Consider the following 26453-nt stretch of genomic DNA (forward strand, 5'->3'; position numbering starts at 1 on the left):
TTTTTGATAAAACGGGACATGGTCTAGTGCGATAGATCATGCCTTGATCACTTAGCGTAGAAGAGTTTTCAAAATCAATTTGTGAATCGGCTTATTAAACGGTGGGAGGATGTATTTAAAGCTATACAGCTTCGGATTCGACATCATAGACCGTTCATGCGACAAACTGAAGAAACCTTCTGGACCATGATATTTCCCCATACCTGATGCACCCACGCCACCAAATGGTAAATCGTCTTGTGCAACATGGGTTAATACCGTGTTTTGTCCAAAATGCCCTGAATGGGTACGCTGTGCGACATATTCCGCACGCGCCTGATCAAAGTCGAAGTAGTATAATGCAAGTGGACGAGGACGGCTATTAATAAAGTCGATTACATCGTCAATTTGTTCATATTCCATGATCGGTAACAGCGGACCAAAGATCTCATTTTGCATAATCTGCATATCTGGAGTAACGCCAGCAATAAGCGTTGGTGCGATTTTACGCACTTCACTCAGTTGTTCATACAGAGGGTTAATTTCGATAAGCTGTGCGCCATGTGCCTCTGCATCATCTAAATAGCTTTGCAGACGCTGATATTGCTTGTCATTAATAATCGCGGTGTAATCTTGATTGTCTTTAAAGTATGGATACATCTCTAAAACATAGGCTTTAAACTTTTCAATAAACTCTTGGGTTTTGCCTTTCGGTAAGAAGATAAAATCAGGGGCAACACAGGTTTGACCTGCATTCCATAGTTTACCGACAGCCACTCGCTGTGCCACATCGTCTAGATCAATAGAAGGATGAACCAAAACTGGGGATTTGCCACCTAACTCCAGAATTACAGGCACTAAGTTTTCTGAAGCAGCAGCCATGACTGTTTTGCCGACATTGGTCGAGCCTGTGAAAATAATCTTGTCAAAAGCCAAATGACTAAAAGCATCGGAAATGACACCGCCGCCATTTATCACGGCAACCAGTTCCTGTGGGAAAATTTCAGACAATGCCAGTTCAAGCACTCGACCAAAATTACAGGAAGCACTGGACATTTTAATCATGGCATGGTTGCCTGCCGCCAATGCGCAAATCAGCGGACCGACTGACAGTAATAAAGGATAGTTCCATGGCGCAATAATGCCCACCACACCCAAGGGTTGGTATTCCACCCATGCTTTGGCGGGTTGATGGATGATTCCGACGTGTCGCTTGGAGGGTTTCATCCATTTGGATAAATGCTTGCTATAATATTTAATCTGCTCAAGGCAAGTGAGGAGTTCACCGATTTTGGTTTCGGCAAGAGAACGGTTACCATAATCGAGGTTGATTGCTTCTGCGAATTGATCTTGGTACTTAACCAAGATACGCTTAAGCCGTGCTAAACGATCAATACGTTCCTTTGCTGTGGGTAAAGGATAACGTTGGTAAGCATGTTTTTGTTGCTCAAGTACGTCGTGTAAGTATTGAAGATCAAAAGCATGTGGTGTCATTGCTGTTGTTTTTGTTTGACTGTTCATGACGCACTACCAGTTACATTAAAGCGGATAATTAATTTTTAGAGCAAATGCTCTAAATAGTCAAGTCACTTACTGTGTTAGTTTTCTAACCCATTGAATATATGGTTACTTTAGGATGTCTCACTCCAAAACGGTGAAAACCAAAGAACGCATTTTGCAATTAAGTTTGCAGCTGTTTAATGAACGTGGTGAACGCTCAGTCACGACCAATCATATTGCGGCGGAATTGGGTATGAGCCCGGGCAATTTGTATTACCACTTTCGCAATAAAAACGAAATTATTAAGGAGTTGATGGAGCAGTACCAGAGAGAAACGCTGGAAATGCTTGCACTTCCTGATGATCGGGCTTTGGACGTGAATGATAAAATCAGTTATTTCCAAGTCTTAAGCAACCAGCTATGGGCCTATCGTTTTTTACATCGTGATGTGTATCACTTGGTAGAAAATAATGAAGATTTCCGCAAAATGTACCCACGTTTTGCTGGGCAAGTGATGCAACAAGGTCAAAAGATTTATCAAGCTTTTGTAGATGCAGGTTTGATGCAAATGACTGCCTCTGAAATTGAAGCCTTGGTGATTAACTTGTGGATTGTGCTCACCAACTGGACCAACTTCTTATATATGTCGGGTCATATCAGTGACTCGAATCATTTGGAAGAAAAATGGGTTTGGCAGGCGCTGCGTCAAATGGTGTTCCTTGAAGGGGCATATTTACGTGGTGAAAGCCGTGAAACCTATGAGCGTTTACTGGAAAGTTTTGGTCCTTCGGAGTTATTTGCCAGCCTGTCACATGCGAAAAACAATTGAAGCTGAAACCAGCTATTTAGAAAGCGTGCAAAACGCGCTAGAATACTCGGCTTATTGAAATTAGGTGTAACAAGAACCAACATGAACATGACAACTGCTAACACGGCACGCTTACTGATTACTTGTGAAGATAAGCCAGGTATCGTGCAGGCTGTATCGAGCTTTTTGTATCATCAGGGAGCAAATATTACCGCACTTGATCAATACGCGACGGAAGCTACGGGCGGGCGTTATTTCATGCGTGTTGAGTTTGAATTGGAGCACCTGCAATCACGTAAAGAAAGTTTGATTCAGACTTTTGCGGTGAATGTGGCAGAGCGTTATGCCATGCAATGGCGTTTTGCATTTGTCAGTGACGTGAAAAAAGTCGGTATTTTAGTGTCTAAAGTCGACCATGCTTTACTTGAGCTGTTATGGCGTCATGCGCGTGGTGGTTTGCCTTGTGAAATTACCAAAGTGGTGTCTAACCATCCTGATTTACGTGAAGCGGTAGAAAACTTCGGTATTCCATTCGAAGTTGTACCTGTGACCAAAGAAAACAAGCGCGAAGCCTATGCAAAAATTGATGAATTAATGCAAGGCAATGATTTGTTGGTGCTAGCACGTTATATGCAAATTCTGGATGAAGAGTTTGTGAAGCACTGGGAAATGAAGATTATCAATATTCACCACTCGTTCTTGCCAGCGTTTGTGGGTGCAAACCCATACAAACAAGCCTATGAGAAAGGGGTGAAGTTGATTGGTGCGACTGCGCATTACGTAACGGCTGATTTGGACCAAGGTCCGATCATTGAGCAAGATGTAGAACGCGTGAATCATGACTTTACTGTAGAACAATTGCGTGAATTGGGTCAGGACGTTGAACGTAATGTCTTGGCACGTGCAGTGAAATGGCATTTAGAAGACCGCATTATTGTCGATGGCAATAAAACAGTTGTTTTCCAATAACTATTTTTAGCATCTGCGAAAAAGGACCAGTTTTTTAACGGTCCTTTTTTTATTTTGATTCAAAAAACTCATCAAAACAGTGAAATTAATAGTTGCAAATGAAAACACTTCTCATTTATTATTGCGATACTTTAATTGTACTAACCGATGAGCTTGATTGTTAAATCCACGATTAAACTGTCGTGAGCAGTCGCTTCTTTTAGGTCACAGATTCTAATGAGTCAAATTTCTACCCCGTCTATGCAAGCTCCAAATCCGATGAAAAAGAAAGTCATCTCAGCCTTAATTGCAGTTGCCATTGGGCATGTTGGGGTATTGTGGGCGGTCAGCCACATGAAAGCGCCTGAACTTCCGATCATAGACAAAGAGCCATTAAAAGTACGATTTGTCAAAATTCAAGAACAACCAAAGCCTTTACCGCCAAAGCCGAAAGCTGAACCGAAAAAAGAACAGCCTAAGCCGAAGGAAGTGAAAGAGGTCAAAGTGGTGGAAAAACCGCAGCCACAACCTCCGAAGAAGATAGAAAAAGTTCAACAAGTTAAAAAAGCAGAAATTGTCAAACCAGTCACTCAACCTACAATCCAGCCACAGAAACCAGCTGTGGTTAGTAAGCCTGCGGTCGAAACCAAAGTGGTCAGTAAGCCTGCACCTGTGGCAGAACCCGTACCAGAAAAAGTGGCACCAACACCGACAACCAAGAGTGTGTCAATTGGTGGTTCAGGCGTGCAATGGAGTCGTTCACCAAAACCAAGTTATGGCAATAGTGACTTGAAAGGTGAGACCCGTACCATTGTGGTGCTGATTGAGGCGGATGAAAAAGGTAAAATTACCAATGCTCGTGTGACTAAATCGACGGGTATTGCTGCTTTAGATGAAAAGATTTTACGCGCAGTGCGTAATGCAAAATTCAAACCGTACAAGGAAAATGGTGTTGCTTATCCAATTCGTGCAGAGCAACCATTTGAATTGACATTGAATCCTAACGGCTAACTATTTCAGGAGTTCGAGTATGAACTTTTCAGTTTATTGGCAACATGCGGATGCGGTGAGCAAAACCCTGTATTTCGTATTATTGGCAATGTCTATCGCAACATGGACGATTTTTATTTTACGTCTGATGGGCACACGTCAACTTAAACAACAAGCACATGCTCAACTTGCTGCAGCATTGACGAAATTAAAGGCGAAATTGCAGCCGCTCAGTTTTGAACAGCGTAAAGCCGTTGCAGAACAAGCATTATTGCGCCAAATTTCTGTTGAAAAAGCCAATGCTGAAAAAGGCGTATCGGTACTCGGTACCATTGCATCGATTGCGCCTTTTGTGGGTTTATTCGGTACCGTTTGGGGTATTTTCCATGCCTTGGTTGCGGTAGGCAAAAGTGGTCAAGCAGGTTTGGCACAAGTGGCAACCCCTGTGGGTGAAGCCTTGATTATGACGGGTCTAGGTTTGGCGGTCGCGATTCCAGCGGTATTGGCATACAACATTTGCGTGCGTGCCAACCGTACACTCTCTAACGAACTACAAGATCAAGCACACAGCTTATTAATCGACACCATGTTGCAACAAGAAAGCGCAACTCACAAAGTTGAAGCGAAAGCAACACAACAAGGTTTAGTTGGAGGTCAAGTTTAATGGCTTTTCAATTGGGTGAAGACAACGATTCGGGCATGAATGAGATGAACCTCATTCCGCTCATCGATATTATGTTGGTATTGATGATCATCTTTCTGGTGACTGCGACCGTTGCCAACCCATCAATTCCATTAACCTTACCAAAAACCACTGCGGATATTGTGAATCCACCACCTGAAGCGATTACTGTCAGTATTAATGCCAATGGTGAAGTGGCTTGGAATGACCAAATCATTAGCTTAGACGAGTTACAGACCCGTTTTAATGATGCAGGTCAGGCAGAGCAAAAACCGACGGTACAATTACGTGCAGATAAAGAATCACGTTATGACACCGTTGCACAAGTAATGTCACGTGCGAGTGAAGCCGGACTCAGTGATATTGCTTTTGTGAGTGAAAACTAAACCTCTCAGAGGTAAAAAAGCGACCGCATAGGTCGCTTTTTTTTATGCTTGTTTATTCGCTTTTGAGTAGGGACTGGAACTTACTGTGAAGTTTCAGCAGCTTTGGTGGGATGGCAAAGTTGCAGTAGCCTTGAGATGGATTCCGCGCAAAGAAATTCTGATGGTATTCTTCGGCTGGATAGAAGGTTGGTGCAGGGCTGAGTTCTGTGACAATATTGATGCCTTGTGCTTTTAACTCATCAATGATTTGTTCTGCTTGCTGCTGTTGCTCGGCATTCAAATAATAAATGACTGAGCGATATTGGGTACCAATATCATTGCCCTGACGGTTTAAAGTGGTTGGATCATGTGTAGCAAAGAACACTTCAAGCAATTGCGTGTATTGAATTTGAGTATCATCAAAATCAATCAGAACCACTTCGGCATGCTGGGTATCGCCACGACAGATGTCTTCATAACTTGGGTGTTCAGTCAGCCCACCAGCATAACCACTCACGACCTTAGTCACGCCTTTCAATTGTAGAAACACGGCTTCGACACACCAAAAGCAGCCTCCGCCCAATAATGCCTGTTGCATGACAATTTCCTTAATTCAATCTTGCTCGCCACTATAAGAGAACTTTGTGGCACAACAATGTAAATTTGGTTATCAATATGAAAAAGGTCTGTAATACAGACCTTTATATAAATATGAGATTAACGCGGTTGTTTTGCACTGGCAAATTCAATCAGTAAATTACCATGACGATCCATTAGTTTCAGGGTGTTGTTATACACCTGATAGTTGGTTACGTTCGCCAGAGCAGCGTTAAATTGATTGGGGATAGTGCTATCAATACACGCCATTTTAGTCGATGCCATCTGAGACAGAACCAGTGTATCGCCCGTTGCTTGATAGGTGCCCATCAAACGGTTACACCCATCGGCACCAGAAACCCGTTTGGTTGCTTCATTAAATTGCAGTGCTGGAATATTACGGGCACTTGGATTGGTCTTAATCATTTGTGAACCAATCTGAATCGCGATCCAAGTATGGTTTTGCAGCATTTGTAGATTATTCATCTCAGTAGCAGAAGACGTTGGCGTAGATTGGCAACCTGTGAAAAGCAAGGCGGAACCGAGTAGGGCAACACTTAAGGTTTTTTTTAACATGTTGTAATTCCAATTTTTTTGACTTTATTTGATATTGTTATAAACAAAGCAGATGTAAATTTCCAGTTGATTATCGTATTTCTTGTTGTCCTTTGCCGCTGTGACGACGGAACTTAATGTGTCGGTAGTCCTTGGCGAATAGTGCTGGAATAATCTTGGACTGAAGTTAAAGATTGCACCTTTGGATTGACATGTGCCCGACGATACCATTCATGTAGGCTGTAACGATGTGAGATTGCATCCAAGTCATAGAGATAATTCGGTAAATAGCCTGAAGCCAAAAGACGGTAATCGACAGGGAGTGGTTTTTGGGAAACCTCTTGAATCATGTCAAACACCAGCGTGGTGCAGTTACTGCTGAGGGTGTTGTACCATTTCGGCTGTTGCGCTAATTCATTGGCTTTGTTCAAATATTCAAGAAACAACGCTCGACTCTGTGATTTCGACATTTTGATCGGGAAAAAATAAACTTGCTCATGACGGATATTGCTGCGGGTGTAAATGATATCTGTTTCATTGGCCGCGACCAGATTGAGTTCATATTTACGAAAAAAACCACCGATGGCAGAAAAATCCTCACCTTGCTCTTTCCTAATTTCAATGGAAAAGGTGAGCGGGGCTTGATTGGCAAAATCAAAACTCACCAGCGTGTGGGCAATTTGAGGACCTGTCCAGTAGGAGGTGATAATATTGACCCCTGTAATTTGATTTAAATCCAGTACACGGGTTTGCCATGCTGCTTCATAACTTCCATCTGAATACCAGTGGAAATCACGCACATTGTCTAAGGTCACCTGATTGCCCTGAATCTGATAACTCAACAGTCGAGAGACTTCAGGATTCCAGTCACGGTCTTGTCGGGCATCTAAGCCAAAGTACCATCCCAGTGCCAAGAAAAAGCCAAAAACATAGAGCAGAATATCTTTATTTCGACTGATCAGATGCTGACTAAAATAGATGCCCAAGATGCTGAGGGAAAAGCATGCCCACGCGATAATTAAGCCGTAGGTCACAATAGGATGAATGGGCTGCTGAATCCACAGGGCGAGGCACAGCCAGAGTGAAGATAGCAGTACAAACAGGCTGAAAATACAGTGGAGCAACCATTGGAGTGTTTTGAACAACAATGAATCTGATCCTTTTTGCTGCATATTCAGCCACTCATGTAGAAGGGTTATTTGGTGTAGGTTGCAAACTCAAACATAATGCCAGTATTTTCATCTTGTTGTTTTGCTGAGCTGATTTTTTTAAATTCAGCTGGGATTTCAGGATAATACGCATCACCCTGTACATCAAGCTCGACATGGGTCAATTCCAGACGATCGGCAATATCCATGGTTTGCTTAAAGATTTCACCGCCACCAATGATAAAAATGCTCTCAGGTTTTTCTGAGGCAAGTACATCAGCCACGGCTTGCGTCAATGCTTCATCGATACTATACGCGACTTTGGTGCCTTCAAAAGACCAGTTTGGATCGCGGGTAATCACCCAATTCACGCGCTTTGGTAAGGTACGTCCCATCGATTCCAGCGTTTTTCGTCCCATCACCACGACACCACCTTGGGTGATGGCTTTAAAGTGTTTAAGGTCGGCAGGAATATGCCACGGTAAATCGTTGCCTTTGCCGATACAGCGTTGCTGATCCATTGCTACGACATGCACAACTTCTAAATTCTGGAATGCCATTAATCACTGACCTATTTAATTATTTTGAAGAAAAGATGCTTTCTCAATGCAGAACGCATCTTGCCTGAAGCTTAAACGGCAACAGGTGCTTTAATTGCTGGATGTGATTCGTAGCCGACAATTTCAATATCTTCAAATTTAAAATCGAAGATATCTTGAATCTCTGGATTGAGCTTTAACTGGCACAAACTTAAAGGTTCACGGCTGAGTTGGAGTTTGGCTTGTTCAAAGTGGTTGGCATACAAATGTGTATCACCACCAGTCCAGACAAAATCACCGACACCTAAGCCACACACTTGCGCAATCATATGCGTGAGTAAGGCATAACTGGCAATATTAAAGGGTACGCCCAAGAACACATCTGCACTACGCTGATACAGCTGGCAAGACAGTTTGCCATCCTGCACAAAGAACTGGAACAGGGTATGGCAAGGCGGCAGTGCCACTTGACCTGCTTCTTGTGGATTCCAGCCAGAAACAATCAGACGTCGTGAATTTGGATTGGTTTTAATTTCATTCACCAACCAAGAAATTTGGTCAAAACCATCTTGGGCATAGAGTCCATTCTCAATTTGGGTTGCACCAAAGTTACGCCATTGATGACCATAGACAGGGCCGAGTTCGCCTTCAGGTCGACCAAAACGAGCTGTCTGTTCAGCCGTTGCCCATTCGTCCCAAATGCTGACTTTATTATCTTGTAAGTATTGAACATTGGTATCGCCTTTGAGGAACCACAACAGTTCAATCACAATAGAACGGAAGTGAACTTTCTTGGTGGTCAGCAAAGGGAAACCTTGATTCAGGTCAAAACGCATTTGATGACCAAATACCGAACGCGTACCTGTACCTGTACGGTCGCCTTTATCACCGCCGTGATCGAGGATGTGTTGTAGAAGGTCTAAATACGTTTTCATAAAACTCTCAAATAAACAATTTGGGGGGAGGAGACCTGTTGTGAAATGACCTGTCTTTCCCAATCTAAATTCTAAAATATGGGGACGATTATACTGAATTGTGTAGTGTAAAGCACCCACGATTGGAAAGCTCTGTTAGGGTCGTTGGTACTATAAAAAGTTATGTGAAATGTATTGGATCAAGCCAGATTAAGCGCGGTTTCATGTGAGAAGTAAATTAGAGTGTTGATTATTTTTTATACAAAAAGATCAGTTGAAGCAAAATGCAATTTCCCTAAAAAGAGTGAGTTAACTGTTACTTTGTTACATATTTATATTTTTTTACATTTTACGCCTGAAAAATTAAGTTTCAGGGGCTACTATCGGCACTCAGTTTTTTTGTGTTTGATGTAAGAAGTTTGAGGTTTTAGGATGATTTATGATGTAAATACGGGTATGAGTGATATTCATGCTCCTGCCGAAACACAAATCATGATTCGTTCTAATGTGCAACAAAGACCAGATAGCAAACGCTCTAACACTGAACGCAATCGTAACTACACTTCAAGTAATGCGCAGCGTATCGATATTGATAAATTCACGCAAAAATTAAGCAGTATTACCCGCCGTACCAGTACTCAAAAGTGTGCCAAGAGTATTCGCCTTGCACTACAGTCGGCTGGTGCAAATGTACAGAATCATCCTGTTGCTGCTGCCGATTGGGGCAATACCTTAGAAAGACTGGGTTATCGCCGTATTTCCCCTTCATTTGACCAACCGAAGAAAGGCGATATCTATATTATTGATCGTACTCAAGGTCATACTTATGGACATATTGCGGGCTATTCTGGCTCAAGCTGGGTCTCAGATTTCAAACAAGCGGGCTATGCTGTTTATAAAAATGCCAACGTTCGTTATAGCTATTACCGCTTAGATCACTAAAACATGCACGTGATTCGGGCATAAAAAAGACCGTTTATCGATGATGGATAAACGGTCTTTTTTATAGCTATCCATCTGAAGAATCTGGATGGGTAGCGCGATTAATCATGTCTTTTGGCACGATGACTATAAATTGAAGTCAAGAATAATCCAACTGTATCAAAGCCGAGACATTGCAACCACAATACCCATTTGTGTTGCTCGGGTAAGACATAAGCCAGACTTAGAAGTGCAAACAGTTGAAAAATATAAATCCCATTGTGAAGGGTATTTCGGTAAGTATGCGAAGGCGTTAACTTTAGATACAGTGTATAGAGTACATGGGTGAGAAACCCCAAGAACAGACTTATAACGACCCAGAGGGGTGCTAATTCTGCAACAGTTGAACAGAGATAAATCCCAATACAAACTACAATACTGCTGACCAGTTTGATTTCGCGGTTACAGCGCTTTGAATACCAAAAGCCAAGCATCAGTGGGATTGATCCAGCTTGTGCTGATTCAGCAGAGATAAGGGTGAAAACAGGCAAATCGCTAAAGCCATAAAGCCAATGCCTTGTGCACCTGGAATCAGGATGTCACCTGACTGGAGATGCATAAAAATTAAGGCGAGTAGCAGTGCCAGCGGAATCCAAGTCAGCACGCGATAGAGTAGTCCTGTAGGATTTTGCGCTGCAAAATGAATTTTGCAATAACGACAAATCAGAAACACAATCCCTGTTCCCATGAACATTAGAATCGCATCAGGTTTTAACGGTTGCATCCAATACAGAGCTGCTGTCACTAAGCCAATGAGGACAAACAGTGCCAGTTTTTTAAGCACCGCAATTTTAGGATCAAACCAGAATTCGAGCATAATTTTATGGAGAGGGTGGCTAACAGAGCTTAAACTTTAGCATATGCCAGAGCACGACGCACGGGTCGTGCTCTGGAGAGCAGCATGAAGTGAATTAATTGTTTTTGAGTGGACCCCAATCATAAACTTTCTTCTGATAGGCATACCACATCATCCAGAAGCCAATCAGAATCATAGGAATGGTTAGGAATTGTCCTTTACTCATCCAGCCAATAAACAGTTGCCCATTGTCTGGTTCGCGGAAAAACTCGACCACGAAACGCGCAATTCCATAACCAATCAGGAACAGGGCTGATACCGCCATACGAGGACGCGGTTTAGAACTGAACCACCAAAGCACGATAAACAGAATCAGACCTTCACACAGCGCTTGGTAAAGCTGTGAAGGATGGCGTACCAGTTGTAATGGATCGGTCGGAAAAATCATACCGAGCGCAAAGTTAGGGTCAGACACAGGGCGACCATACAGTTCGCCACCAATAAAGTTACCAATACGACCAAACATCAAGCCTGTCGGGACACACGGTGCAATAAAGTCTAAGGTCTGGAACCAGGTCATCTGATATTTTTTACACCAGAGCAGCATGGCAATCATGACCCCAAGGAAGCCGCCATGGAAGCTCATGCCGCCTGTCCAAACTTGGAATAACCACAGTGGGTTAGCAAGGAATTGTTCAAAGCCATAAAAGAATACATAACCGACACGACCGCCAATGACGACACCCAGTGCGCCATAGAAAATCAGATCGGAAACCATATCAGAGGTCCAGCCTGTTCTGAGTTTGGCGCGATACGTTGCAAGACCCCATGCAAAGAGAAAGGCCAGTAAATACATCAGTCCATACCAATGAACTTGTAAAGGACCCAACGAAATTGCAATCGGGTCGATATTTGGATAGGTGAGCATGCCTGTTCCTAGTCATTCTGTTTTGAACAGATTTTAGCGGAATACTATGAAAAATGTTGTACATTCAATGTGTAAAGATATAGAGCAAATTTTATGTGTATTGTGGCAATCGCATGGCATATTTTAGAACACACGCCATTATGTCTAATTTCTAATCGGGATGAGTTTTATCATCGCCCAACGCAAGCCTTATCGGTATGGTCAGATAGTCTAGTGATTGCAGGCAAGGACTTACAGTCGGGCGGCACATGGATGGGAGTGACAGCGACTGGACGTTGGGCAATTGTGACCAACTTTCGTGATGGACGAGATCAACAAAATTATCCAACGTCACGCGGGCATTTGGTACAAGCCTTTTTAGAGTCAGATCTGGCACCAATTCGATTTGCAAAACAGCTGGAACAGCAGCAACGAGACTATGCAGGGTTTAATTTGTTCTTGGGCGATCGGGAACAGGCAATTTATATGAGTAATCGTGGAGAAGCACCGCAAGTACTCGCCAAAGGGGTATATGTGGTGTCCAATGGTTTAATGACCGAGCATTGGGAGAAAACCCGACATTTGCGTAAACGGTTTACTCAAGAATTATTGCCGATGCTACAACGTGAACAAAGTTCAGAAGCCGAGCTGCAATATGCAGTCTGGGATATCTTAGAAGATGAACGCAAAATTATTCCAGAACTGTTACCTGACACAGGGATTAGTGCGGAAATGGAAGCGTTATTGTCTTCAACCTTTATTCAAAGTCCTGTTTATGGCACCCGTTGTTCCAATTTTTTAAGAATGAGTCATGAGCGCTGGGACTGGCAGGAGAAATCGCAACAAGGTGAAGTTCAAGGGCAGATCGTAGTATTAGAAACTCCCTTAATTAATCAGTCTGAAGCATAAAAAATGCCGACACGAGGTCGGCATTTTTTTAAAACTTATGATTATGCACCCGCAATCACACCACCATCTTTACGGGTAATCACCACAGTTGCAGAACGTGGGCGTGCAGTGGTGTTGCTTGGATCAGTCTGTGTTGCAGGCCAATGGCTGGTCGCTGCATCATAACTGTCCGAATCTTCACCTGGGTGTTGTACATTAATGAAGATAGCCTTGTAATCTGGGGTCATGGCAATGCCTGTAATTTCACATTCCTTAGGACCAACCAAGAAGCGACGTAAGGTTTTGTCCGTCACTTGGGCGCCTGCGATGGTCATTTGACCATTAATCGCTGTTGTTGCTCCACCATCGCCAATTTGACCTGGCAGGGCTGCTAACATCATACAGTTGGTGACATCGGTATAGGCACCATCATCAGTTTGAATCCACAGCACACCGCGTGGGTCGAACCACATACCGTCAGGTGAAGACAAATCATTATTATCAGTCAAACCTGACAAGTTAATGTTTGAATCCATTGAGGCTTCAGAGCCGAATAGATAGATATCCCAAGCGAAAGTAGTCGCGGTAGTTTTATTGGCTGCTTCTTTAAAGCGAATGATATGACCGTTGACGTTGCCCTTGCCACCTTCAGGATCTGTATAGTTACGTGGGTTGGCAGCATCGGTTGGATAGTCTGAGCCACGTTTCGAGTTGTTGGTGAGCGTCACATAAATTTCACCATTCACTGGGTTAACCGTTGCCCATTCTGGACGGTCCATTTTGGTTGCACCAACAGCATCGGCTGCAAGGCGGGCAAAGGTCACCACATCGGCTTGTGAGCTAAACGGATAGATGCTGTTTGAGGTATCTAAACCATTTTTACCATAACTAAGTTCTAACCACTGACCTGAACCATCACTGTTGAATTTGGCGACGTATAAGGTTCCATTATTCATGTATTTGTCGCCAGCGGTATATCCACCATTCACATCTTTGCTGTCCCAGTTGGCAGAAGATACAAATTTATAGATGTATTCACCGCGTGAGTCATCGCCCATATAGAAGGCTAAAGGTTCACCTTCTACTGCACGACAAGCACTATCTTCATGGGCAAAACGACCTAAAGAAGTACGTTTCACAGGATTTTCACCACGATTAAATGGGTCAATCTCAACCATCCAACCAAATGTATTTGGACCATTACGGTAGTCTGAAGTCGCTTGGTCAGCGATGACATCGGCATTCCAACGATCATACAGGTCTTGAGATTCAACTAGACCTTGTGCTGTTTCCCAGCCGTAGCGTGAGCTAGAACCTGCTTTGAGCCCGTAGCGCTTGAGTGCAATGATTTCTGCTGCACTACGGTTGGCATCATCGGTTGTACTACGGGCAAAATAACCAATAAAGTTTTCTTCTGTGGTGAGGTAAGTGCCCCAAGGGGTATAGCCATTACCGCAGTTGTTATGTGTGCCACGCGTTTGAGTTCCGGTTGGGGAAAACTTGGTTTTCACTAAGTCCGAATTCGCTGCAGCACCAGCAAGGTCCATCTCTGTAGATGCGGTAATACGACGGTTAAACAGTGAATTTTTCACAATTTCAACTTTTTGGGTCGAGTTGTCTTTTTTAATATGTACGACAGACACTCCATGTGCATTGGTTTCACGAATCACTTCTTCTTCAGGACGGCGACCATCGACTTTGCTGGCACCAGTAGGGTGTAAGAAGGTTTGATTGATATATTCATGGTTCATGACCAGTAAACCTTCAGTCGAGACCGTGTCATCGAATTTACTGGTCGTGCTGTTTAAGCCAAAGTAGTGCATACCGTCGTGGCAGTCACCAGAACGGAATTGGAAGCTTGGACCTGAAGGCACATTGTTGTCATCCCAATCTGCATAGCTTGGATTGATTGAGTCACCCAGCGCATACAATACTGTTGCTTGATAGCCTTCTGGTACGGTCACAATGTCATTCAGGTTCTTATCAACCACAGAGAATGTTAACTCTGTTGGTTTTTGATCTGGATCTACAGGAGTCGTGCTTGGCGGTGTTGAATTATCATCATCGTCACTACACGCGGTTAATGAGGATGCCAAAGCTAGCGCGACAGCACCGCTTGCGGTTTTCCCAATCAAGCTACGACGAGTCATCCGTTGTTCTAAAATGTCACGGAAATGTACATTCGTAGAGGTGTTGTTATCTAGTTCCTGATCTTCATGATATGGCGTCAGCTCGGTCATGATTTTTCCCAATTCATCAATGAGTTATAAAGTCCTCATTAACTTATGGAATAAATATGACAAAGCTTTTACCAAATAGTGAAAATCTAGTGAAGAAATTAAGTCACTTTGATGAAAAAAAAGCAGACCGAAGTCTGCTGAGTTAAAACAGTGATGTTTAGGCCAGACGTCGTTTCTTTTCAATCAGCTTGCCAAACAATAGCCCCAACTCAAACAGCATCCACATCGGGACTGCCAACATAATCATCGATAATGCATCGGGTGGAGTGACAAACATGGAGACAAAGAAGCACCCGACCACAATAAAGCGCCGTTTCTCAACCAACTGCTGTGTCGAAACTAGACCAATTAAAATCAGCAACAGTGTGATCACAGGAATTTCAAAGGTCAGACCAAACACCAAAAACAGTTTTAAACAGAAGCTTAAATAACTATTAATATCGGTCATCGGTGCCACAGTTTCGGGCGTGACACTCATAAAGAAATGCAAGATTGAAGGCAAAGCCACATAGTAGGCAAAGGCAATCCCTGCATAAAACAAACTGATACTGCCCACCAATAAAGGTAGCGCCAGCGATTTTTCTTTTTCATACAGTGCTGGTTTAATAAATACCCAGATTTGATAAAGAATAAACGGCATTGCCAACATCAGTGCCACAAAAAAATTCAGCTTAAACGGTGCCATAAAGGTTGCGGTGACATCGGTCGCAATCATGGAAGATGATATGGGTAGCTGTGCGCGTAAAGGCTCAGACATCAACTGATAGGTCTGATTGGCAAAAGGCAATAAGCAAAAGAACAGTACAATCAATAAGCCGACAATTTTGAATAAATGCTGTCTTAATGCAACCAAATGTTTGGTGATTGGCATTTCTTCTAAAGGGGCTTGCGTTGGTTGCATGGTGCTTGGCAGATTTTGAGATTCTACAGGCATGTTCATACCGCCACCTTTAACTCAGGTAATTGATCAAAAGCATTCACTGAAGCCGTAGTCTTCTCATTTTTAGGCAGTTTGAATGAAGGTGCAGGATGTCGATGAAGCATGGCGTATTTTTGTTGTTCGAGTGGAATATAAGTCAAAACTAAATTCTTATTTTGAGTAACGCTGTTTTGCTGTTGTTGTTCGATCGCGCTATGGTTTTGTTGTTGTAGTTCCTGCATCTGAGCCTGCATTTTTTGCTCAAGTTCTTGAATGCGCTTCATCTCATTTTGCATTTGTTCACGTAATTCAGACATGCGTAATTCACGGTCAATGTCATTTTGCACATTGCTGATCATACGTTTCAGTTTGCCATACCATTTGCCCGCAAAACGCGCTGTTTCGGGCAGTTTGTCTGGACCGAGCACCAATAATGCAATGATGCCGAAGGTCAGCAGTTCAGTCATTCCAATATTGAGCATTTAATGATTACCTGTCACTTATGAACGTGTTGAAGTTTTCACTTCAGCAGTATTTTGATGTTCTAAAGTACGTGGCTCATTGAGTGCTGCAGTGGTTTCATCGTCTTTAACAGATTTTTTAAAATCTTTAATTGCACCGCCGACATCTTTACCCAAGTTTTTCAGTTTTGATGTACCAAACAGTAAGATCACGACAATAGCAAAAATCAGCACATGCCAAATTGATAAACCAGCCATCATAATTTCCTCATTTTTAGTTATGCCTTATCTCAACAGCTCAAGATGACAGGGGTGTGACGATAGGATTGCAATTTCAAGACAGTGGAGGCTGCGCATCATCGGCGGAATGGGTGTTATGATAATTCGGTGAAATTTCAAGGAATATGAATGTGGCTTTGCTGTTGCCGCTATTGGCATTTTTAACGGGTTTAATGCTTGCCACAACACCAGTAGCCACGCAATTAAAAACCGTTTTATCGAGCTTATTGGCGCGTTGTTTTATTCCGATTGTGATTATTTACAATATGGTGTTTTACCAAGCAGGCAGCTTGAGCTTGATGCTATTTAGCTTTGTGGTCGCCATTCTGCTGTTCTACGGTTTCCTTTATTTTTCTAACAACAAACTGAGTGCCTTGTGCTTTAGTTATGTCAATATGGCATGGTTAGGCTTCCCATTTGCCATCGCTTTGTTTGGTGCAAAAATTAGTCCTGCCATGGTGGCGTTGTATATTGGAGGTTCTATTTTTGGCAATCTCTGGGCAGTGACCGCGGTCAGTGATGTGCCACAACCATTCAGCTCTATGGTTAAAAAGGTGGCATATTCTCCTCCGATTATAGCTTTAAGTTTGGCAGCACTGTTCTGGTTGTTTGGTATACAGCACTGGCTAGAACAGCATGGGATAGATTGGATTTATGCCGCTGCAAAGTTGGGCATGAGCTTTTCAGGCATGTGTGTTTTGGGAATGTGGCTTCGGTACACCAAAGTCCAAGCTTCTGACTTGTGGCAAAGTAGCCAAATGGCTGTACTGAAATTGTTGTGTGGCTTAGTTCTTTGTGGTCTGACTTATCGTTTTATCCCCATTCCACAGATTGAACAATCTATTGGGGTCATGTTTTTGTTGTTCTGTTTGCCGCCCGCAGCCAATATTGTGGCATTGGAAACTCATTATCAGGGCACGGGAACCTCAGCCAAATCGATTGCTTCGGGGACAATGGTCAGTTGCGTGGTGGTGAGTCTATATGGATTTATGCTGCATCTGATGTCTTGAGGAGAAGTCTTCTCTCCTGAATGGAGAGAGGACTTGATACATTAGTGAGTCAGGAAGTTATTTTTCCAGACTATGTTTGAATAACTGCATGGCTTGACCACGATGGCTGATTTTATTTTTTTCTTCTTTACTCATTTCAGCACTAGAAATGCCCAGTTCAGGTAACCAGAATAGCGGGTCATAACCAAAACCATTTTCACCACGTGCTGCTTCCAACACTTCACCTTTCCAGATGCCTTGGAAAATTTGTGGGAGTGGATCATCGGCATGTTGTACTAGTGCCAAAACACACACGAACATACCTTCAATTGCTTCACTATCTTTGCGCAGCGGTTTTAATTGCGCTAATAGCTTTTCATTGTTGGCTGCATCATCGCCATGTTCACCTGCAAAACGTGCAGAATAAATGCCTGGTGCTCCACCTAAAACAGGGACACAAATACCTGAGTCATCTGCAATCGCTGGTTTGCCTGAAATACGGGAAGCGTGACGGGCTTTAATGATGGCATTTTCAATAAAACTGAGACCATCTTCAACAGCATCTTCAATATTGAGTTGACCTTGAGGCACAACGTTGACTGGCAGTTGCAGTTCGGCAAAAAGTTTTTCAAATTCAGCAATTTTGCCTTTGTTATTGCTGGCAAGTACCAAAGTACCCTTAGATAACCAATCTTGTGCAGACATGAACATCACCCTAATTCTTGAATTGGCATATTTTAGTCGATTTTAGTTTGGGAGTCGGATTATATTTATAACAGGCGGCTTTATTGCTTGTTTTTTATCAATGAAGTCCAGTGTGATAAAACTCAGTCAGCGAGCAAAATAGGTGAGTCATGCATAATTGGCAACATGATGATTTATACACAGCATATGCGGTTTCAAGTCGTCATCGGCATATCCTGCAAGATAGTCATCTCTGTGGTTGTTTTTACTGTTTAGAAACTTTTCAATATGCGCAAATCCAAGCGTGGACAGATCAAGCAAACACCGCAATTTGCCCCTATTGTGGGATTGATGCGGTGATCGGTTCAGCTTCAGGTTATCCAGTTAACGCTGAGTTTTTAAAAGCCATGCATATACACTGGTTTTAGCGAGTAAATAAAAAAGCACCCGAAGGTGCTTTTAAAAAATAGAATGCAAATTATTGCGTCTGAATCCATTTGTCTGCACGGTCACGTGCCAAACGAATCTGGTCTTGAGTCAAGTTGGCAGCCAAAGCGGTTTTTTTGCCTTCTGACATGCTAATCACTTTATTGTCGAGCATGCCATCACGAGTTGAAAGCTCATACCACTGGTAAGCACCAATGTAGTTTTTCTTTTGCTCTTCCATCATGGCAAGGTTAAAGCTGGCACGGTTATCACCGTGGCTCGCTGCCTTTTCAAAGTATTGGCGAGCCAAAGTTTCGCTCTTGGCAACACCTACACCATCGGCATACATACGACCCACATTTAACTGCGCAGGGGATAAGCCCTGATCTGCAGCCGCTTTAAACCAAGCAAAAGCCTGACGGTCATCTTGCTTGATGTCTTTACCTGTTTGGTATTTGGTGCCTAAGTAAAACTGTGCAGCAGGTTGACCTGCTTTTGCAGCTTTGACTAAGTTATCAATATCCATGGTTGAATATTGGGCAGCTTGACTAGAAATTGAAGCAGATGGCGAAACATACTCAGCATGAGACTGAATGCTAAAAAGTCCAAAAACTAGTGTGCTTAATAATAATTTTTTCATAGCGCGCTCACTCGATAAATTGCGACTTCACCAAACAGATTCGGGATATGTTTACTGAGTAAACTACCTTGCTGATCCCCATTAACGGCGAGTCGATTAATTATTCGGATGTTGTTTTCTGCACAAAGTGCTTCAAAATCTCGAAAAGTACATAAGTGGATGTTTGGAGTATTATACCACATATACGGTAATGCTTCTGAAACAGGCATCATTCCTTTCAAAGCCAAGAAAGAACGAGTCTTCCAATGCGCAAAGTTCGGAAAGGTAATAATTGCTTGTTTCCCCACACGCACCATATCTCGTAATAATACGTCAGGTGCATCTACAGCTTGCAAAGCTTGTGCCATCACCACATAGTCAAAAGATTGGTCGGCAAAGCGACTTAAACCAAGATTTAAGTCCTGCTGGATAATATTTAACCCCCGGCTGATCGCAATTGCAATCTTTTCCTGATCAATTTCTAAGCCGTATGCACGAATATTGTGCTGTTTACTCATATGAGCCAGCAATTCGCCATCACCACAGCCCAAATCGAGCACTTTGGAGTCTGGTTTAATCCATGCTTCTGCGAGTTGATGATCGATACGCATTACACAGCCTCCTTAGGGGTAGATTTAAGGTGTTCTTCACCACCTAAAAATGCACGCAATGATTTTACATACAGCGGAATTGGGAACAAGAACGAGTCATGACCTTGTTCTGCTTCAATGTCTAGATAACAGACGGGTTTATGGTTGGTAATCAGTGCATCCACAATTTCCTGCGAACGTTCAGGAGTAAAGCGCCAGTCTGTGGTAAATGACACCACTAAAAATTGACATTGGGTGTTTGACATCGCTTGTGTTAATGAATGTTCATATTCACGTGACGGATCGAAATAATCCAGTGCCTTGGTCATAATCAGATAGGTATTGGCATCAAAGTTACGACTAAATTGTTCACCTTGATAACGCAAATAACTTTCCACTTGGAACTCGACATCAAAGCCATACATAAATTTGCCGGACTTTAAGTCACGACCAAATTTTTGTTTCATGGCTTCTTCAGACAGATAGGTAATATGACCGACCATACGCGCCAAAATCAAACCACGTTTTGGATAGCTGTCATGTTCTAAATAGCGGCCTTGATGAAAGTCTGGGTCAGATAAAATGGACTGACGTGCCACTTCGTTAAAGGCAATATTTTGAGCAGATAGTTTTGGTGCGCTGGCGATGATCACGCATTTCTGTAAGCGCTCAGGATAATCAACCGACCATTGTAAAGCCTGCATGCCCCCCAAAGAACCACCAATAATCGCATACCAAGTTTGAATGCCTAAGCGGTCAGACAACATGGCTTGAGTTTTCACCCAGTCACGTACCGTCACTAACGGAAAGTCGGGACCATATGGACGATTATCATTTTCTGGATTTGGCGAAATTGGACCCGTCGAACCGCTACAACCCCCAATATTATTTAAAGCGACAACAAAGAATTTGGAAGTATCAATCGCTTTTCCAGGACCAATACAAGCATCCCACCAGCCTGCTTTTTTATCATCTTCATGATGATAACCTGCTGCATGGTGATGTCCCGACAAGGCGTGACAAATAAGAATGGCATTCGAGTGATCTGCGTTGAGTGTGCCGTAGGTTTCAACCATCATTTCAAAACGTGGTAAAACGCGACCACATTCAAGTTCTAACGGCTCTTCGAATTGGAACTTTTGTGGGGTTACGAGACCCACTGAGTCAGATGGAAAAGACACAGAAATACTTCGCCTTAAATTTTTTAGATCAATAAACAAAAGGATACCACTTGAGGGTATCCTTCTAAAGTCATTTTAGTGCTAATTATTATTGCTAATACTTATACCGCAGCAGCAATAACTTGTTCGGTGCTAAGCACGCCTTGTTCAATTAAACGGTTAGTACATGCAAGGATTGCTTCAATCGAGGCAGTGACAATATTGTCATGTACGCCAGCACCAAAGGCAGATTTACCTGTACCTTTCACCTGAATTTCAATCAACGCTAAGGCTTTCGCATGTGCACCAGAACTAATGCTACGTTCTTCATAGTTCAAGACATCAATTGGCAATTGAAGTGCATTTAACATCGCTGAAATCGGACCGTTACCTTCACCACGTAAATGTTGCGTTTCACCATCAAGTTCGATATCTAACTCAATTACTTGGTTGCCATTTTCATCAGACAAGCGGTAATTTTTCGCTGAATAATGTGCATCTTTGGTTTCGACATACTTATCTTTGAACAAGCTCCAGATTTGCTGTGCTGAAACTTCAACACCTTCTTCATCTGCGACTTGCTGTACCACTTGTGAGAATTCGATTTGTAAACGACGTGGCAACACCACGTTGTAGTTCGATTCTAATAAGTACGAAATACCACCTTTACCTGATTGAGAGTTGACACGAATTACCGCATCGTAGTCACGGCCCAAGTCTTTCGGATCAATTGGTAAGTACGGCATATCCCAGATTTCTTCATTTTTCTGGTATTCAAAGCCTTTCTTAATCGCATCTTGGTGTGAACCAGAGAATGCGGTGAAGACCAAGTCACCTGCATATGGATGACGTGGATGTACAGGTAAGCCCGTACATTCTTCAATCGTGGCAATCACTTCATTAATGTTAGAGAAGTCTAAGTTTGGTGCGACACCTTGGGTATACATGTTCAAGGCAATTGCAGCAACGTCAACGTTACCTGTACGCTCACCGTTACCGAAGACACAGCCTTCTACACGGTCGGCACCTGCCATAATCGCCAATTCAGAAGCCGCGATACCACAGCCACGGTCATTGTGGCAGTGCACAGAGATGATCACGCCGTCACGACGGGCAATGTTGCGGTGCATCCATTCAATTTGGTCAGCGTAAACGTTTGGTGTCGACACTTCGACCGTTGCAGGCAAGTTTAAAATGACTTTCTGTTCTGGACGTGCATCCCAGATTTCAGTCACAGCATCACAGACATCTTTAGCAACTTCTAATTCAGTTGCAGAGAAGCATTCTGGGCTGTATTGGAAGACCCATTCAGTTTCTGGTTGCTGTGCTGCATATTCTTTAACTTTTTCTGCTGCATTGATGGCTAATTGTTTTGCACCAGCTACATCCACATTCAATACTTTTTGACGGAATGTTGGAGAGTTTGAGTTATAGATGTGCACAATTGCGCGTTTAGCACCTTGTAAAGACTCGAAGGTACGTTGAATCAAGTGATCACGCGCTTGAACTAAAACTTCAATGTAGACGTCATCAGGAATATGACCTTCTTCAATCAATTTTCGCGTGAAGTCAAAGTCAATTTGAGACGCAGAAGGGAAGCCAATTTCAATATGTTTAAAACCAATTTTCACCAACATTTGGAACATTTTGAACTTTTGTTCCATGTCCATTGGTTCAAAAATTGCTTGGTTACCGTCACGAAGGTCGGTACTCATCCAAATCGGCGCTTGAGTAATTTCTTTGTTTGGCCATTGACGGTCAGGCAAGTCTACACGCTGGTACATGCGACGGTATTTTTTACTTGGATCAGCCAACATCATGAGGAACTCCTTGTGTAGTGTCCGTTGCTCGGTATTATTAAAATGCAACTAACTACTAATATATGGTGTCTATTTCAACAAAATTAAAGGGATATTCAGGGGGTGATTGCTCAAAAAAAGCAAAAATTTTTATACGCGCGCGTGGCGCAGCATCAGGAGATTCAATTGAGGTTGAGCGTGAGTCGAAAAAGCAAAAATATCATTCGTTTTCATCATGTAACCATCAAGATCAATATACGGGTTTCACTTAGGCAGGTATTCGCATAGCTTCAAAGCAGTCTAGGCGAAAATTGCACTCGGTGCAAAAAGTTCATAATTTATTCTAATCGGATTGCAAGGGAAATGTTTTTCTAATTTTGCAGTATTATTTTAATATTAGAAAAAATTTCCCAAGATATGATTTTTATTTGAAAATAAAATGGATAAGTGGGAGAGAAGTTTATAATTCTGACCACATTCGAATCAGGTTGTGATAAATGTTGGTTAGTTTCATGACTTCAGGATAAGCATCATCATGATCTTGACGTAATTGACGAATGCTTTCATCAAGATTGAAAAGTAAATGACGTTTCTGGTCATCACGAATCAAACTTTGTACCCAGAAAAATGAAGCAAAACGAGTGCCACGACTAATGCTACTGACTTCATGCAAGCTGGTTGCTGGATAGAGCACGACATCGCCGGCAGGTAACTTCACTTCATGATAGCCATAGGTATCTTCAATCACCAAATCACCGCCATCATATTCTTCGGGTTCACTTAAAAATAATGTACAGGATAAATCTGTGCGCATTTGTTGTGAGGTGCCACGAATCAGGCGAATTGAGTTATCTACATGAAAACCAAAACTTTCATGTTCATCATAACGGTTAAACAGTGGTGGAATAATTTGATGCGGCAAAGCAGCGGCTTGAAAAACTGGATTCTTCCAGATGGCTTGAATTACCAACTCACTCAAGTGATGGGTGAGGGGATCATTTTCAGAAAGTTGTTGATTTTGTTTAACTGATGCAGAAAGGGTACCTGCTGTTACTTTCCCACCTACCCAATTTGCTGTTGCCATCAATTGGCGGAATTCAGCGACTTGTTCTTTGGATAAAACATTTGGAATGTGATGAATCACAGCCTATATCCTTTTAATGAAATGGTTATAAAAATAGCCTCTGGGCAGAGGCTATTTTATCTTAACTTAAGCCAATTCCATAATTAACTTATGGGATTGGATCTTAGTATTTAAAGTTGATCGCTAATACAGCATTGCGACCTTCACCTTCGTTTGCATAATGTGCAGCATGCGCGCTAGTAAAATAGCGTTTGTCTGAAATGTTATTTACATTTAACTGCAAATTCACATTTTCATTCACATCATATTTTGCCATGGCATTGTAGATAGTGAAGGTTGGTAAAATTTTAGTTGAGGTTGTTGCGGTATTTGGGTTGGTATTAGCAAATACCTTGTCACGATACTGTACGCCAGCACCTAAAGTAAATTTAGGCAAGACTTGATAAGTCGTCCATAAGTTAGCACTTTGTTTTGCAACAAAAGGTAGAGGCTGACCTTCTTGAGCTACCGCATTATATGCAGCCTTAGTCACTTCGCTGTCTAGGTAGCTATAGCCAATAGCCATTTCCCATTTATTGGTAATGTGACCTGTTAAACCGACTTCAAATCCATCAACTTTACTTTCGCCTGCATTTGCTGTGGTATTGGCATCAATAGAAATACGAGTATTTTGTTTTTCAGTACGGAAAATTGCCGCCGTTGCATTTGCTCGGTTATTCCAAAGACTCCATTTAGTCCCAACTTCATAGGTGCGGGCTTTTTCTGGCTCCAAATCTTCAGTTGATGCAGTTAGACTATCAATATCTGGATCAATTCCAACTGGATTTGCAGCTGTTGCATAGCTTGCATAAATACTGCCATTTTCGGTTGGACGGAATACAATGCCGCCTTGATAAGAGAAAAAGTCAGTATCGTTTGCATAGATCGTTCCAGCTGGGGTAGTTACACCTCGACTAGTGACATCTTTGTTATATTTTAACTCGGTATCAAATTTGTCCCAACGCGCTCCAAGATTAACTAACCAGTATTTATTTAATTCGATGCTATCTAATGCATATAGTGAGACTGTTTCATTGGTTAAAGTGGTTTGCTTTTTATTGGCTGTAGTTGTGCCTAACCATGCATCATTTGCAGTTGGATTATTTAAATCTGTACACCAACCATTTTCTAGAGAACAATCTGAATTAAATCCAGCGGTTGTTGAACCTGGATATCCTGGATAGGTCATATCGTAATTACCGCGATTTGTTTTCTCACGATTGTATTCCGCACCGATGTTGAAACTATGTTCCAAGCTTGCAGTATTAAATTTACCCGCTAATGATAATTGGTCTGTAAATGCTTCAGTATCGCGGATTGATTGAGTCGCACGACGATATACTTTTCCATCATAGATGTTGCCTTTGGAATCATCTGGATTGGTATAAATATAATCTGCTTTAGATAAGCTATATGTCGAAATGTTAGTTACAGTTAAATCATCGCTTAAATCATGCTCTAGTTTTAATGAGCCAATATGATTTTCACGTTTATCAAAATCACGATCTTTCCAGCCAAAATATGAACCCTGTTTTACAGTAACGGGTTTACCATCTGCTTTTTCTGTACCTGTTGGTGGATTGTTCGGGTTGTTGAATGGAATGCCTGAATCTGGTTCATCATTACTTTTTAAGAAGTAATAACTTAATGTAGCGCGATTTGGGCTTCCTAAGCCAAAGGCAATGCTTGGCGCGATACCTACACGAGCATATTCGGCCCCATCACTTTGTCCAGCTTTTTCATTTTCATGCCCCATCACAATGACACGGCCTGCCATACCATTACCAAAGTCTTTGTTGGCATCTAATACAATATGTTTATAGTTATTTGTACCGCCTGCGACTGTTCCTTGATATTCATCACCTGCATGAGCTACTTTAGGAATTAGATTAATACTTCCGCCAACACCACTTCCTCCTGAAAGAGCAGAACTAGAACCCTTTGTAATTTCGACTTGTTCAATGGCAAACATATCGCGATTTTGGGATGATGAATTGCGGACACCATCTACATAAATTGCACTTTGACCATTGTAACCGCGGATGTACGGAATATCGGTATAAGGTGCACCACCTTCACCAGCTCCTAAGGTAATACCAGGTTCATTTCGCAAGGCTTCTAATAAGGTATTTGAATTGGTTTCTTTGAGTAATTTTTGTGAAAGGACAGAAACAGATTTAGGCGTATCTTTTAGTGGAGCGACAAATTTTGCATTTGCAGATTGATCAACTTTTAAAGATTCTTCTTGAGTTGCTTCAGTATGAATTGTTGGAAGTTGTGCCGCGTCATCCTGTGCAATTGCAGTGGTCGCTATAACCGATAAAGAAGAGGCAATTGCCGTCGACACTAATTTTTTACGCGTTTTAATAAAAGACATTTCTGAACTCACAAAGAGTAGTAAAAACTTGTATGCGAATAATAATAATTCTTATTTATTTTACCAATTGTAAATGATTGGAATTACCGATAAGCTATTGTAAAGGAAATGTAAAAATTAATGAGATTATGTAACTATTTGTGTGTAAGTGCATGATTTTATATAAATATAGAAAAACCCTGCCAAAGCA

The 26453-nt window shown here is 42.2% G+C and carries 29 protein-coding genes; 9 read left to right on the plus strand and 20 right to left on the minus strand.

Features of this window, described 5'->3' with window-relative positions; genetic code table 11:
• Positions 1 to 51: 51 nt before the first annotated feature.
• Complete coding sequence (locus tag MKI85_RS05560) at positions 52 to 1500, minus strand: coniferyl aldehyde dehydrogenase (protein WP_241625790.1); 1449 nt, start codon at positions 1498 to 1500, stop codon at positions 52 to 54.
• A 115-nt stretch (positions 1501 to 1615) separates the two neighbouring features.
• Here MKI85_RS05560 and MKI85_RS05565 point away from each other — a divergent pair, with 115 nt between their 5' ends.
• The 5 genes from MKI85_RS05565 to MKI85_RS05585 all read left to right on the plus strand — a co-directional run bounded on the left by MKI85_RS05565 (position 1616) and on the right by MKI85_RS05585 (position 5293).
• Positions 1616 to 2308: a TetR/AcrR family transcriptional regulator gene (locus MKI85_RS05565; protein WP_100240559.1), complete on the plus strand. Its 693-nt coding sequence runs from the start codon at positions 1616 to 1618 to the stop codon at positions 2306 to 2308.
• Positions 2309 to 2389: 81 nt separating this feature from the next.
• Positions 2390 to 3256 carry a formyltetrahydrofolate deformylase gene (gene purU, locus MKI85_RS05570; protein WP_241625792.1) on the plus strand — a complete coding sequence of 289 codons (867 nt, stop codon included), beginning with the start codon at positions 2390 to 2392 and terminating at the stop codon, positions 3254 to 3256.
• 216 nt (positions 3257 to 3472) lie between these two features.
• Positions 3473 to 4246, plus strand: coding sequence for an energy transducer TonB family protein (locus tag MKI85_RS05575; protein WP_241625794.1), 774 nt, complete (start codon positions 3473 to 3475; stop codon positions 4244 to 4246).
• A gap of 19 nt (positions 4247 to 4265) precedes the next feature.
• Entirely contained in the window at positions 4266 to 4889 is a 624-nt protein-coding gene (locus tag MKI85_RS05580; protein ID WP_241625796.1) for a MotA/TolQ/ExbB proton channel family protein, read from the plus strand.
• Complete coding sequence (locus MKI85_RS05585) at positions 4889 to 5293, plus strand: ExbD/TolR family protein (RefSeq protein WP_241625798.1); 405 nt, start codon at positions 4889 to 4891, stop codon at positions 5291 to 5293. Before MKI85_RS05580 ends, MKI85_RS05585 begins: the two co-directional genes overlap by 1 nt.
• A 52-nt stretch (positions 5294 to 5345) precedes the next feature.
• On the opposite strand, the gene msrA is transcribed toward MKI85_RS05585, so the two are convergent.
• The 5 genes from msrA to thyA all read right to left on the minus strand — a co-directional run bounded on the left by msrA (position 5346) and on the right by thyA (position 9046).
• Complete coding sequence (gene msrA / locus MKI85_RS05590; RefSeq protein ID WP_241625800.1) at positions 5346 to 5870, minus strand: peptide-methionine (S)-S-oxide reductase MsrA; 525 nt, start codon at positions 5868 to 5870, stop codon at positions 5346 to 5348.
• Between the two features lie 119 nt (positions 5871 to 5989).
• Positions 5990 to 6445, minus strand: a complete 456-nt coding sequence (locus MKI85_RS05595; RefSeq protein WP_241625802.1) for an META domain-containing protein — start codon at positions 6443 to 6445, stop codon at positions 5990 to 5992.
• A gap of 113 nt (positions 6446 to 6558) precedes the next feature.
• Entirely contained in the window at positions 6559 to 7596 is a 1038-nt protein-coding gene (locus MKI85_RS05600) for a lipoprotein N-acyltransferase Lnb domain-containing protein (protein WP_241625804.1), read from the minus strand.
• A gap of 23 nt (positions 7597 to 7619) precedes the next feature.
• On the minus strand, positions 7620 to 8132 hold the full coding sequence (locus MKI85_RS05605) for a dihydrofolate reductase (protein WP_241625807.1): 513 nt from the start codon (positions 8130 to 8132) through the stop codon (positions 7620 to 7622).
• Positions 8133 to 8203: 71 nt separating this feature from the next.
• A complete protein-coding gene (thyA, locus tag MKI85_RS05610; RefSeq protein WP_241625809.1) occupies positions 8204 to 9046 on the minus strand; it encodes a thymidylate synthase in 843 nt (280 codons plus the stop codon).
• Positions 9047 to 9457: 411 nt separating this feature from the next.
• Here thyA and MKI85_RS05615 point away from each other — a divergent pair, with 411 nt between their 5' ends.
• Positions 9458 to 9967 (plus strand): CHAP domain-containing protein, encoded by a 510-nt coding sequence (locus MKI85_RS05615; RefSeq protein ID WP_241625811.1) that lies wholly within the window; start codon positions 9458 to 9460, stop codon positions 9965 to 9967.
• A 101-nt stretch (positions 9968 to 10068) separates the two neighbouring features.
• Here the strand turns inward: MKI85_RS05615 and MKI85_RS05620 are convergent, their stop codons facing one another.
• The 3 genes from MKI85_RS05620 to lgt form a co-directional block, all read right to left on the minus strand.
• Entirely contained in the window at positions 10069 to 10440 is a 372-nt protein-coding gene (locus MKI85_RS05620; RefSeq protein ID WP_241625813.1) for a hypothetical protein, read from the minus strand.
• Positions 10440 to 10823: a hypothetical protein gene (locus MKI85_RS05625; protein ID WP_241625815.1), complete on the minus strand. Its 384-nt coding sequence runs from the start codon at positions 10821 to 10823 to the stop codon at positions 10440 to 10442. Before MKI85_RS05625 ends, MKI85_RS05620 begins: the two co-directional genes overlap by 1 nt.
• Before the next feature lie 94 nt (positions 10824 to 10917).
• Positions 10918 to 11730, minus strand: coding sequence for a prolipoprotein diacylglyceryl transferase (gene lgt, locus MKI85_RS05630; protein WP_241625816.1), 813 nt, complete (start codon positions 11728 to 11730; stop codon positions 10918 to 10920).
• A gap of 93 nt (positions 11731 to 11823) precedes the next feature.
• On the opposite strand from lgt, the gene MKI85_RS05635 reads away from it, so the two are divergent.
• Positions 11824 to 12618 carry an NRDE family protein gene (locus MKI85_RS05635; protein WP_241625818.1) on the plus strand — a complete coding sequence of 265 codons (795 nt, stop codon included), beginning with the start codon at positions 11824 to 11826 and terminating at the stop codon, positions 12616 to 12618.
• Between the two features lie 41 nt (positions 12619 to 12659).
• On the opposite strand, the gene MKI85_RS05640 is transcribed toward MKI85_RS05635, so the two are convergent.
• The 4 genes from MKI85_RS05640 to tatA all read right to left on the minus strand — a co-directional run bounded on the left by MKI85_RS05640 (position 12660) and on the right by tatA (position 16475).
• Complete coding sequence (locus MKI85_RS05640; RefSeq protein WP_241625820.1) at positions 12660 to 14837, minus strand: PhoX family protein; 2178 nt, start codon at positions 14835 to 14837, stop codon at positions 12660 to 12662.
• A 157-nt stretch (positions 14838 to 14994) separates the two neighbouring features.
• Positions 14995 to 15777, minus strand: a complete 783-nt coding sequence (gene tatC, locus MKI85_RS05645) for a twin-arginine translocase subunit TatC (protein WP_413351337.1) — start codon at positions 15775 to 15777, stop codon at positions 14995 to 14997.
• A complete protein-coding gene (gene tatB, locus MKI85_RS05650; RefSeq protein ID WP_241625822.1) occupies positions 15774 to 16238 on the minus strand; it encodes a Sec-independent protein translocase protein TatB in 465 nt (154 codons plus the stop codon). The genes tatC and tatB overlap by 4 nt, the downstream gene beginning before the upstream one ends.
• An 18-nt stretch (positions 16239 to 16256) precedes the next feature.
• Positions 16257 to 16475, minus strand: a complete 219-nt coding sequence (gene tatA / locus MKI85_RS05655) for a Sec-independent protein translocase subunit TatA (RefSeq protein WP_241625824.1) — start codon at positions 16473 to 16475, stop codon at positions 16257 to 16259.
• Positions 16476 to 16627: 152 nt separating this feature from the next.
• On the opposite strand from tatA, the gene MKI85_RS05660 reads away from it, so the two are divergent.
• Entirely contained in the window at positions 16628 to 17506 is an 879-nt protein-coding gene (locus tag MKI85_RS05660; protein ID WP_241625826.1) for an AEC family transporter, read from the plus strand.
• Positions 17507 to 17563: 57 nt separating this feature from the next.
• Here MKI85_RS05660 and rdgB read toward each other — a convergent pair whose 3' ends face one another.
• A complete protein-coding gene (gene rdgB, locus MKI85_RS05665) occupies positions 17564 to 18190 on the minus strand; it encodes an RdgB/HAM1 family non-canonical purine NTP pyrophosphatase (protein ID WP_241625828.1) in 627 nt (208 codons plus the stop codon).
• Between the two features lie 149 nt (positions 18191 to 18339).
• Here rdgB and MKI85_RS05670 point away from each other — a divergent pair, with 149 nt between their 5' ends.
• Positions 18340 to 18597 carry a cytoplasmic protein gene (locus MKI85_RS05670; RefSeq protein ID WP_241625830.1) on the plus strand — a complete coding sequence of 86 codons (258 nt, stop codon included), beginning with the start codon at positions 18340 to 18342 and terminating at the stop codon, positions 18595 to 18597.
• A 50-nt stretch (positions 18598 to 18647) separates the two neighbouring features.
• On the opposite strand, the gene MKI85_RS05675 is transcribed toward MKI85_RS05670, so the two are convergent.
• The 6 genes from MKI85_RS05675 to MKI85_RS05700 form a co-directional block, all read right to left on the minus strand.
• Positions 18648 to 19235 carry a tetratricopeptide repeat protein gene (locus MKI85_RS05675; protein WP_241625832.1) on the minus strand — a complete coding sequence of 196 codons (588 nt, stop codon included), beginning with the start codon at positions 19233 to 19235 and terminating at the stop codon, positions 18648 to 18650.
• The gene (gene metW / locus MKI85_RS05680; RefSeq protein WP_016168236.1) at positions 19232 to 19825 is read right to left on the minus strand and encodes a methionine biosynthesis protein MetW; all 594 of its coding nucleotides are present in this window, start codon (positions 19823 to 19825) and stop codon (positions 19232 to 19234) included. The genes MKI85_RS05675 and metW overlap by 4 nt, the downstream gene beginning before the upstream one ends.
• The gene (gene metX, locus MKI85_RS05685; RefSeq protein ID WP_241625834.1) at positions 19825 to 20985 is read right to left on the minus strand and encodes a homoserine O-succinyltransferase MetX; all 1161 of its coding nucleotides are present in this window, start codon (positions 20983 to 20985) and stop codon (positions 19825 to 19827) included. The genes metW and metX overlap by 1 nt, the downstream gene beginning before the upstream one ends.
• Before the next feature lie 101 nt (positions 20986 to 21086).
• Positions 21087 to 22784: a 2-isopropylmalate synthase gene (leuA, locus tag MKI85_RS05690; protein WP_241625837.1), complete on the minus strand. Its 1698-nt coding sequence runs from the start codon at positions 22782 to 22784 to the stop codon at positions 21087 to 21089.
• A gap of 439 nt (positions 22785 to 23223) precedes the next feature.
• A complete protein-coding gene (locus MKI85_RS05695) occupies positions 23224 to 23907 on the minus strand; it encodes a Fe2+-dependent dioxygenase (RefSeq protein WP_241625839.1) in 684 nt (227 codons plus the stop codon).
• A 103-nt stretch (positions 23908 to 24010) separates the two neighbouring features.
• Entirely contained in the window at positions 24011 to 26263 is a 2253-nt protein-coding gene (locus MKI85_RS05700; protein ID WP_241625841.1) for a TonB-dependent receptor, read from the minus strand.
• Positions 26264 to 26453 lie beyond the last annotated feature (190 nt).

Origin of the sequence: Acinetobacter zhairuonensis (genome assembly GCF_022601715.1) — a bacterium.
GTDB lineage: Bacteria > Pseudomonadota > Gammaproteobacteria > Pseudomonadales > Moraxellaceae > Acinetobacter.

Bases quoted from the DNA above. Each gene is read 5' to 3' on its own strand.
- MKI85_RS05620 (WP_241625813.1), bottom strand. From the start codon at position 10,440: ATGCTTGGCTTTTGGTATTCAAAGCGCTGTAACCGCGAAATCAAACTG.
- metW (WP_016168236.1), bottom strand. From the start codon at position 19,825: ATGCGTATCGATCATCAACTCGCAGAAGCATGGATTAAACCAGACTCC.
- MKI85_RS05625 (WP_241625815.1), bottom strand. From the start codon at position 10,823: ATGCTCGAATTCTGGTTTGATCCTAAAATTGCGGTGCTTAAAAAACTG.
- rdgB (WP_241625828.1), bottom strand. From the start codon at position 18,190: ATGTCTGCACAAGATTGGTTATCTAAGGGTACTTTGGTACTTGCCAGC.
- MKI85_RS05605 (WP_241625807.1), bottom strand. From the start codon at position 8,132: ATGGCATTCCAGAATTTAGAAGTTGTGCATGTCGTAGCAATGGATCAG.
- tatB (WP_241625822.1), bottom strand. From the start codon at position 16,238: ATGCTCAATATTGGAATGACTGAACTGCTGACCTTCGGCATCATTGCA.
- purU (WP_241625792.1), top strand. From the start codon at position 2,390: ATGAACATGACAACTGCTAACACGGCACGCTTACTGATTACTTGTGAA.
- msrA (WP_241625800.1), bottom strand. From the start codon at position 5,870: ATGCAACAGGCATTATTGGGCGGAGGCTGCTTTTGGTGTGTCGAAGCC.
- MKI85_RS05575 (WP_241625794.1), top strand. From the start codon at position 3,473: ATGAGTCAAATTTCTACCCCGTCTATGCAAGCTCCAAATCCGATGAAA.
- lgt (WP_241625816.1), bottom strand. From the start codon at position 11,730: ATGCTCACCTATCCAAATATCGACCCGATTGCAATTTCGTTGGGTCCT.
- MKI85_RS05585 (WP_241625798.1), top strand. From the start codon at position 4,889: ATGGCTTTTCAATTGGGTGAAGACAACGATTCGGGCATGAATGAGATG.
- thyA (WP_241625809.1), bottom strand. From the start codon at position 9,046: ATGAAAACGTATTTAGACCTTCTACAACACATCCTCGATCACGGCGGT.
- MKI85_RS05640 (WP_241625820.1), bottom strand. From the start codon at position 14,837: ATGACCGAGCTGACGCCATATCATGAAGATCAGGAACTAGATAACAAC.
- MKI85_RS05600 (WP_241625804.1), bottom strand. From the start codon at position 7,596: ATGCAGCAAAAAGGATCAGATTCATTGTTGTTCAAAACACTCCAATGG.
- MKI85_RS05580 (WP_241625796.1), top strand. From the start codon at position 4,266: ATGAACTTTTCAGTTTATTGGCAACATGCGGATGCGGTGAGCAAAACC.
- MKI85_RS05560 (WP_241625790.1), bottom strand. From the start codon at position 1,500: ATGAACAGTCAAACAAAAACAACAGCAATGACACCACATGCTTTTGAT.
- tatC (WP_413351337.1), bottom strand. From the start codon at position 15,777: ATGAACATGCCTGTAGAATCTCAAAATCTGCCAAGCACCATGCAACCA.
- MKI85_RS05565 (WP_100240559.1), top strand. From the start codon at position 1,616: ATGTCTCACTCCAAAACGGTGAAAACCAAAGAACGCATTTTGCAATTA.
- MKI85_RS05635 (WP_241625818.1), top strand. From the start codon at position 11,824: ATGTGTATTGTGGCAATCGCATGGCATATTTTAGAACACACGCCATTA.
- MKI85_RS05615 (WP_241625811.1), top strand. From the start codon at position 9,458: ATGATTTATGATGTAAATACGGGTATGAGTGATATTCATGCTCCTGCC.
- MKI85_RS05595 (WP_241625802.1), bottom strand. From the start codon at position 6,445: ATGTTAAAAAAAACCTTAAGTGTTGCCCTACTCGGTTCCGCCTTGCTT.
- MKI85_RS05675 (WP_241625832.1), bottom strand. From the start codon at position 19,235: ATGAAAAAATTATTATTAAGCACACTAGTTTTTGGACTTTTTAGCATT.
- MKI85_RS05700 (WP_241625841.1), bottom strand. From the start codon at position 26,263: ATGTCTTTTATTAAAACGCGTAAAAAATTAGTGTCGACGGCAATTGCC.
- leuA (WP_241625837.1), bottom strand. From the start codon at position 22,784: ATGATGTTGGCTGATCCAAGTAAAAAATACCGTCGCATGTACCAGCGT.
- tatA (WP_241625824.1), bottom strand. From the start codon at position 16,475: ATGGCTGGTTTATCAATTTGGCATGTGCTGATTTTTGCTATTGTCGTG.
- MKI85_RS05670 (WP_241625830.1), top strand. From the start codon at position 18,340: ATGCATAATTGGCAACATGATGATTTATACACAGCATATGCGGTTTCA.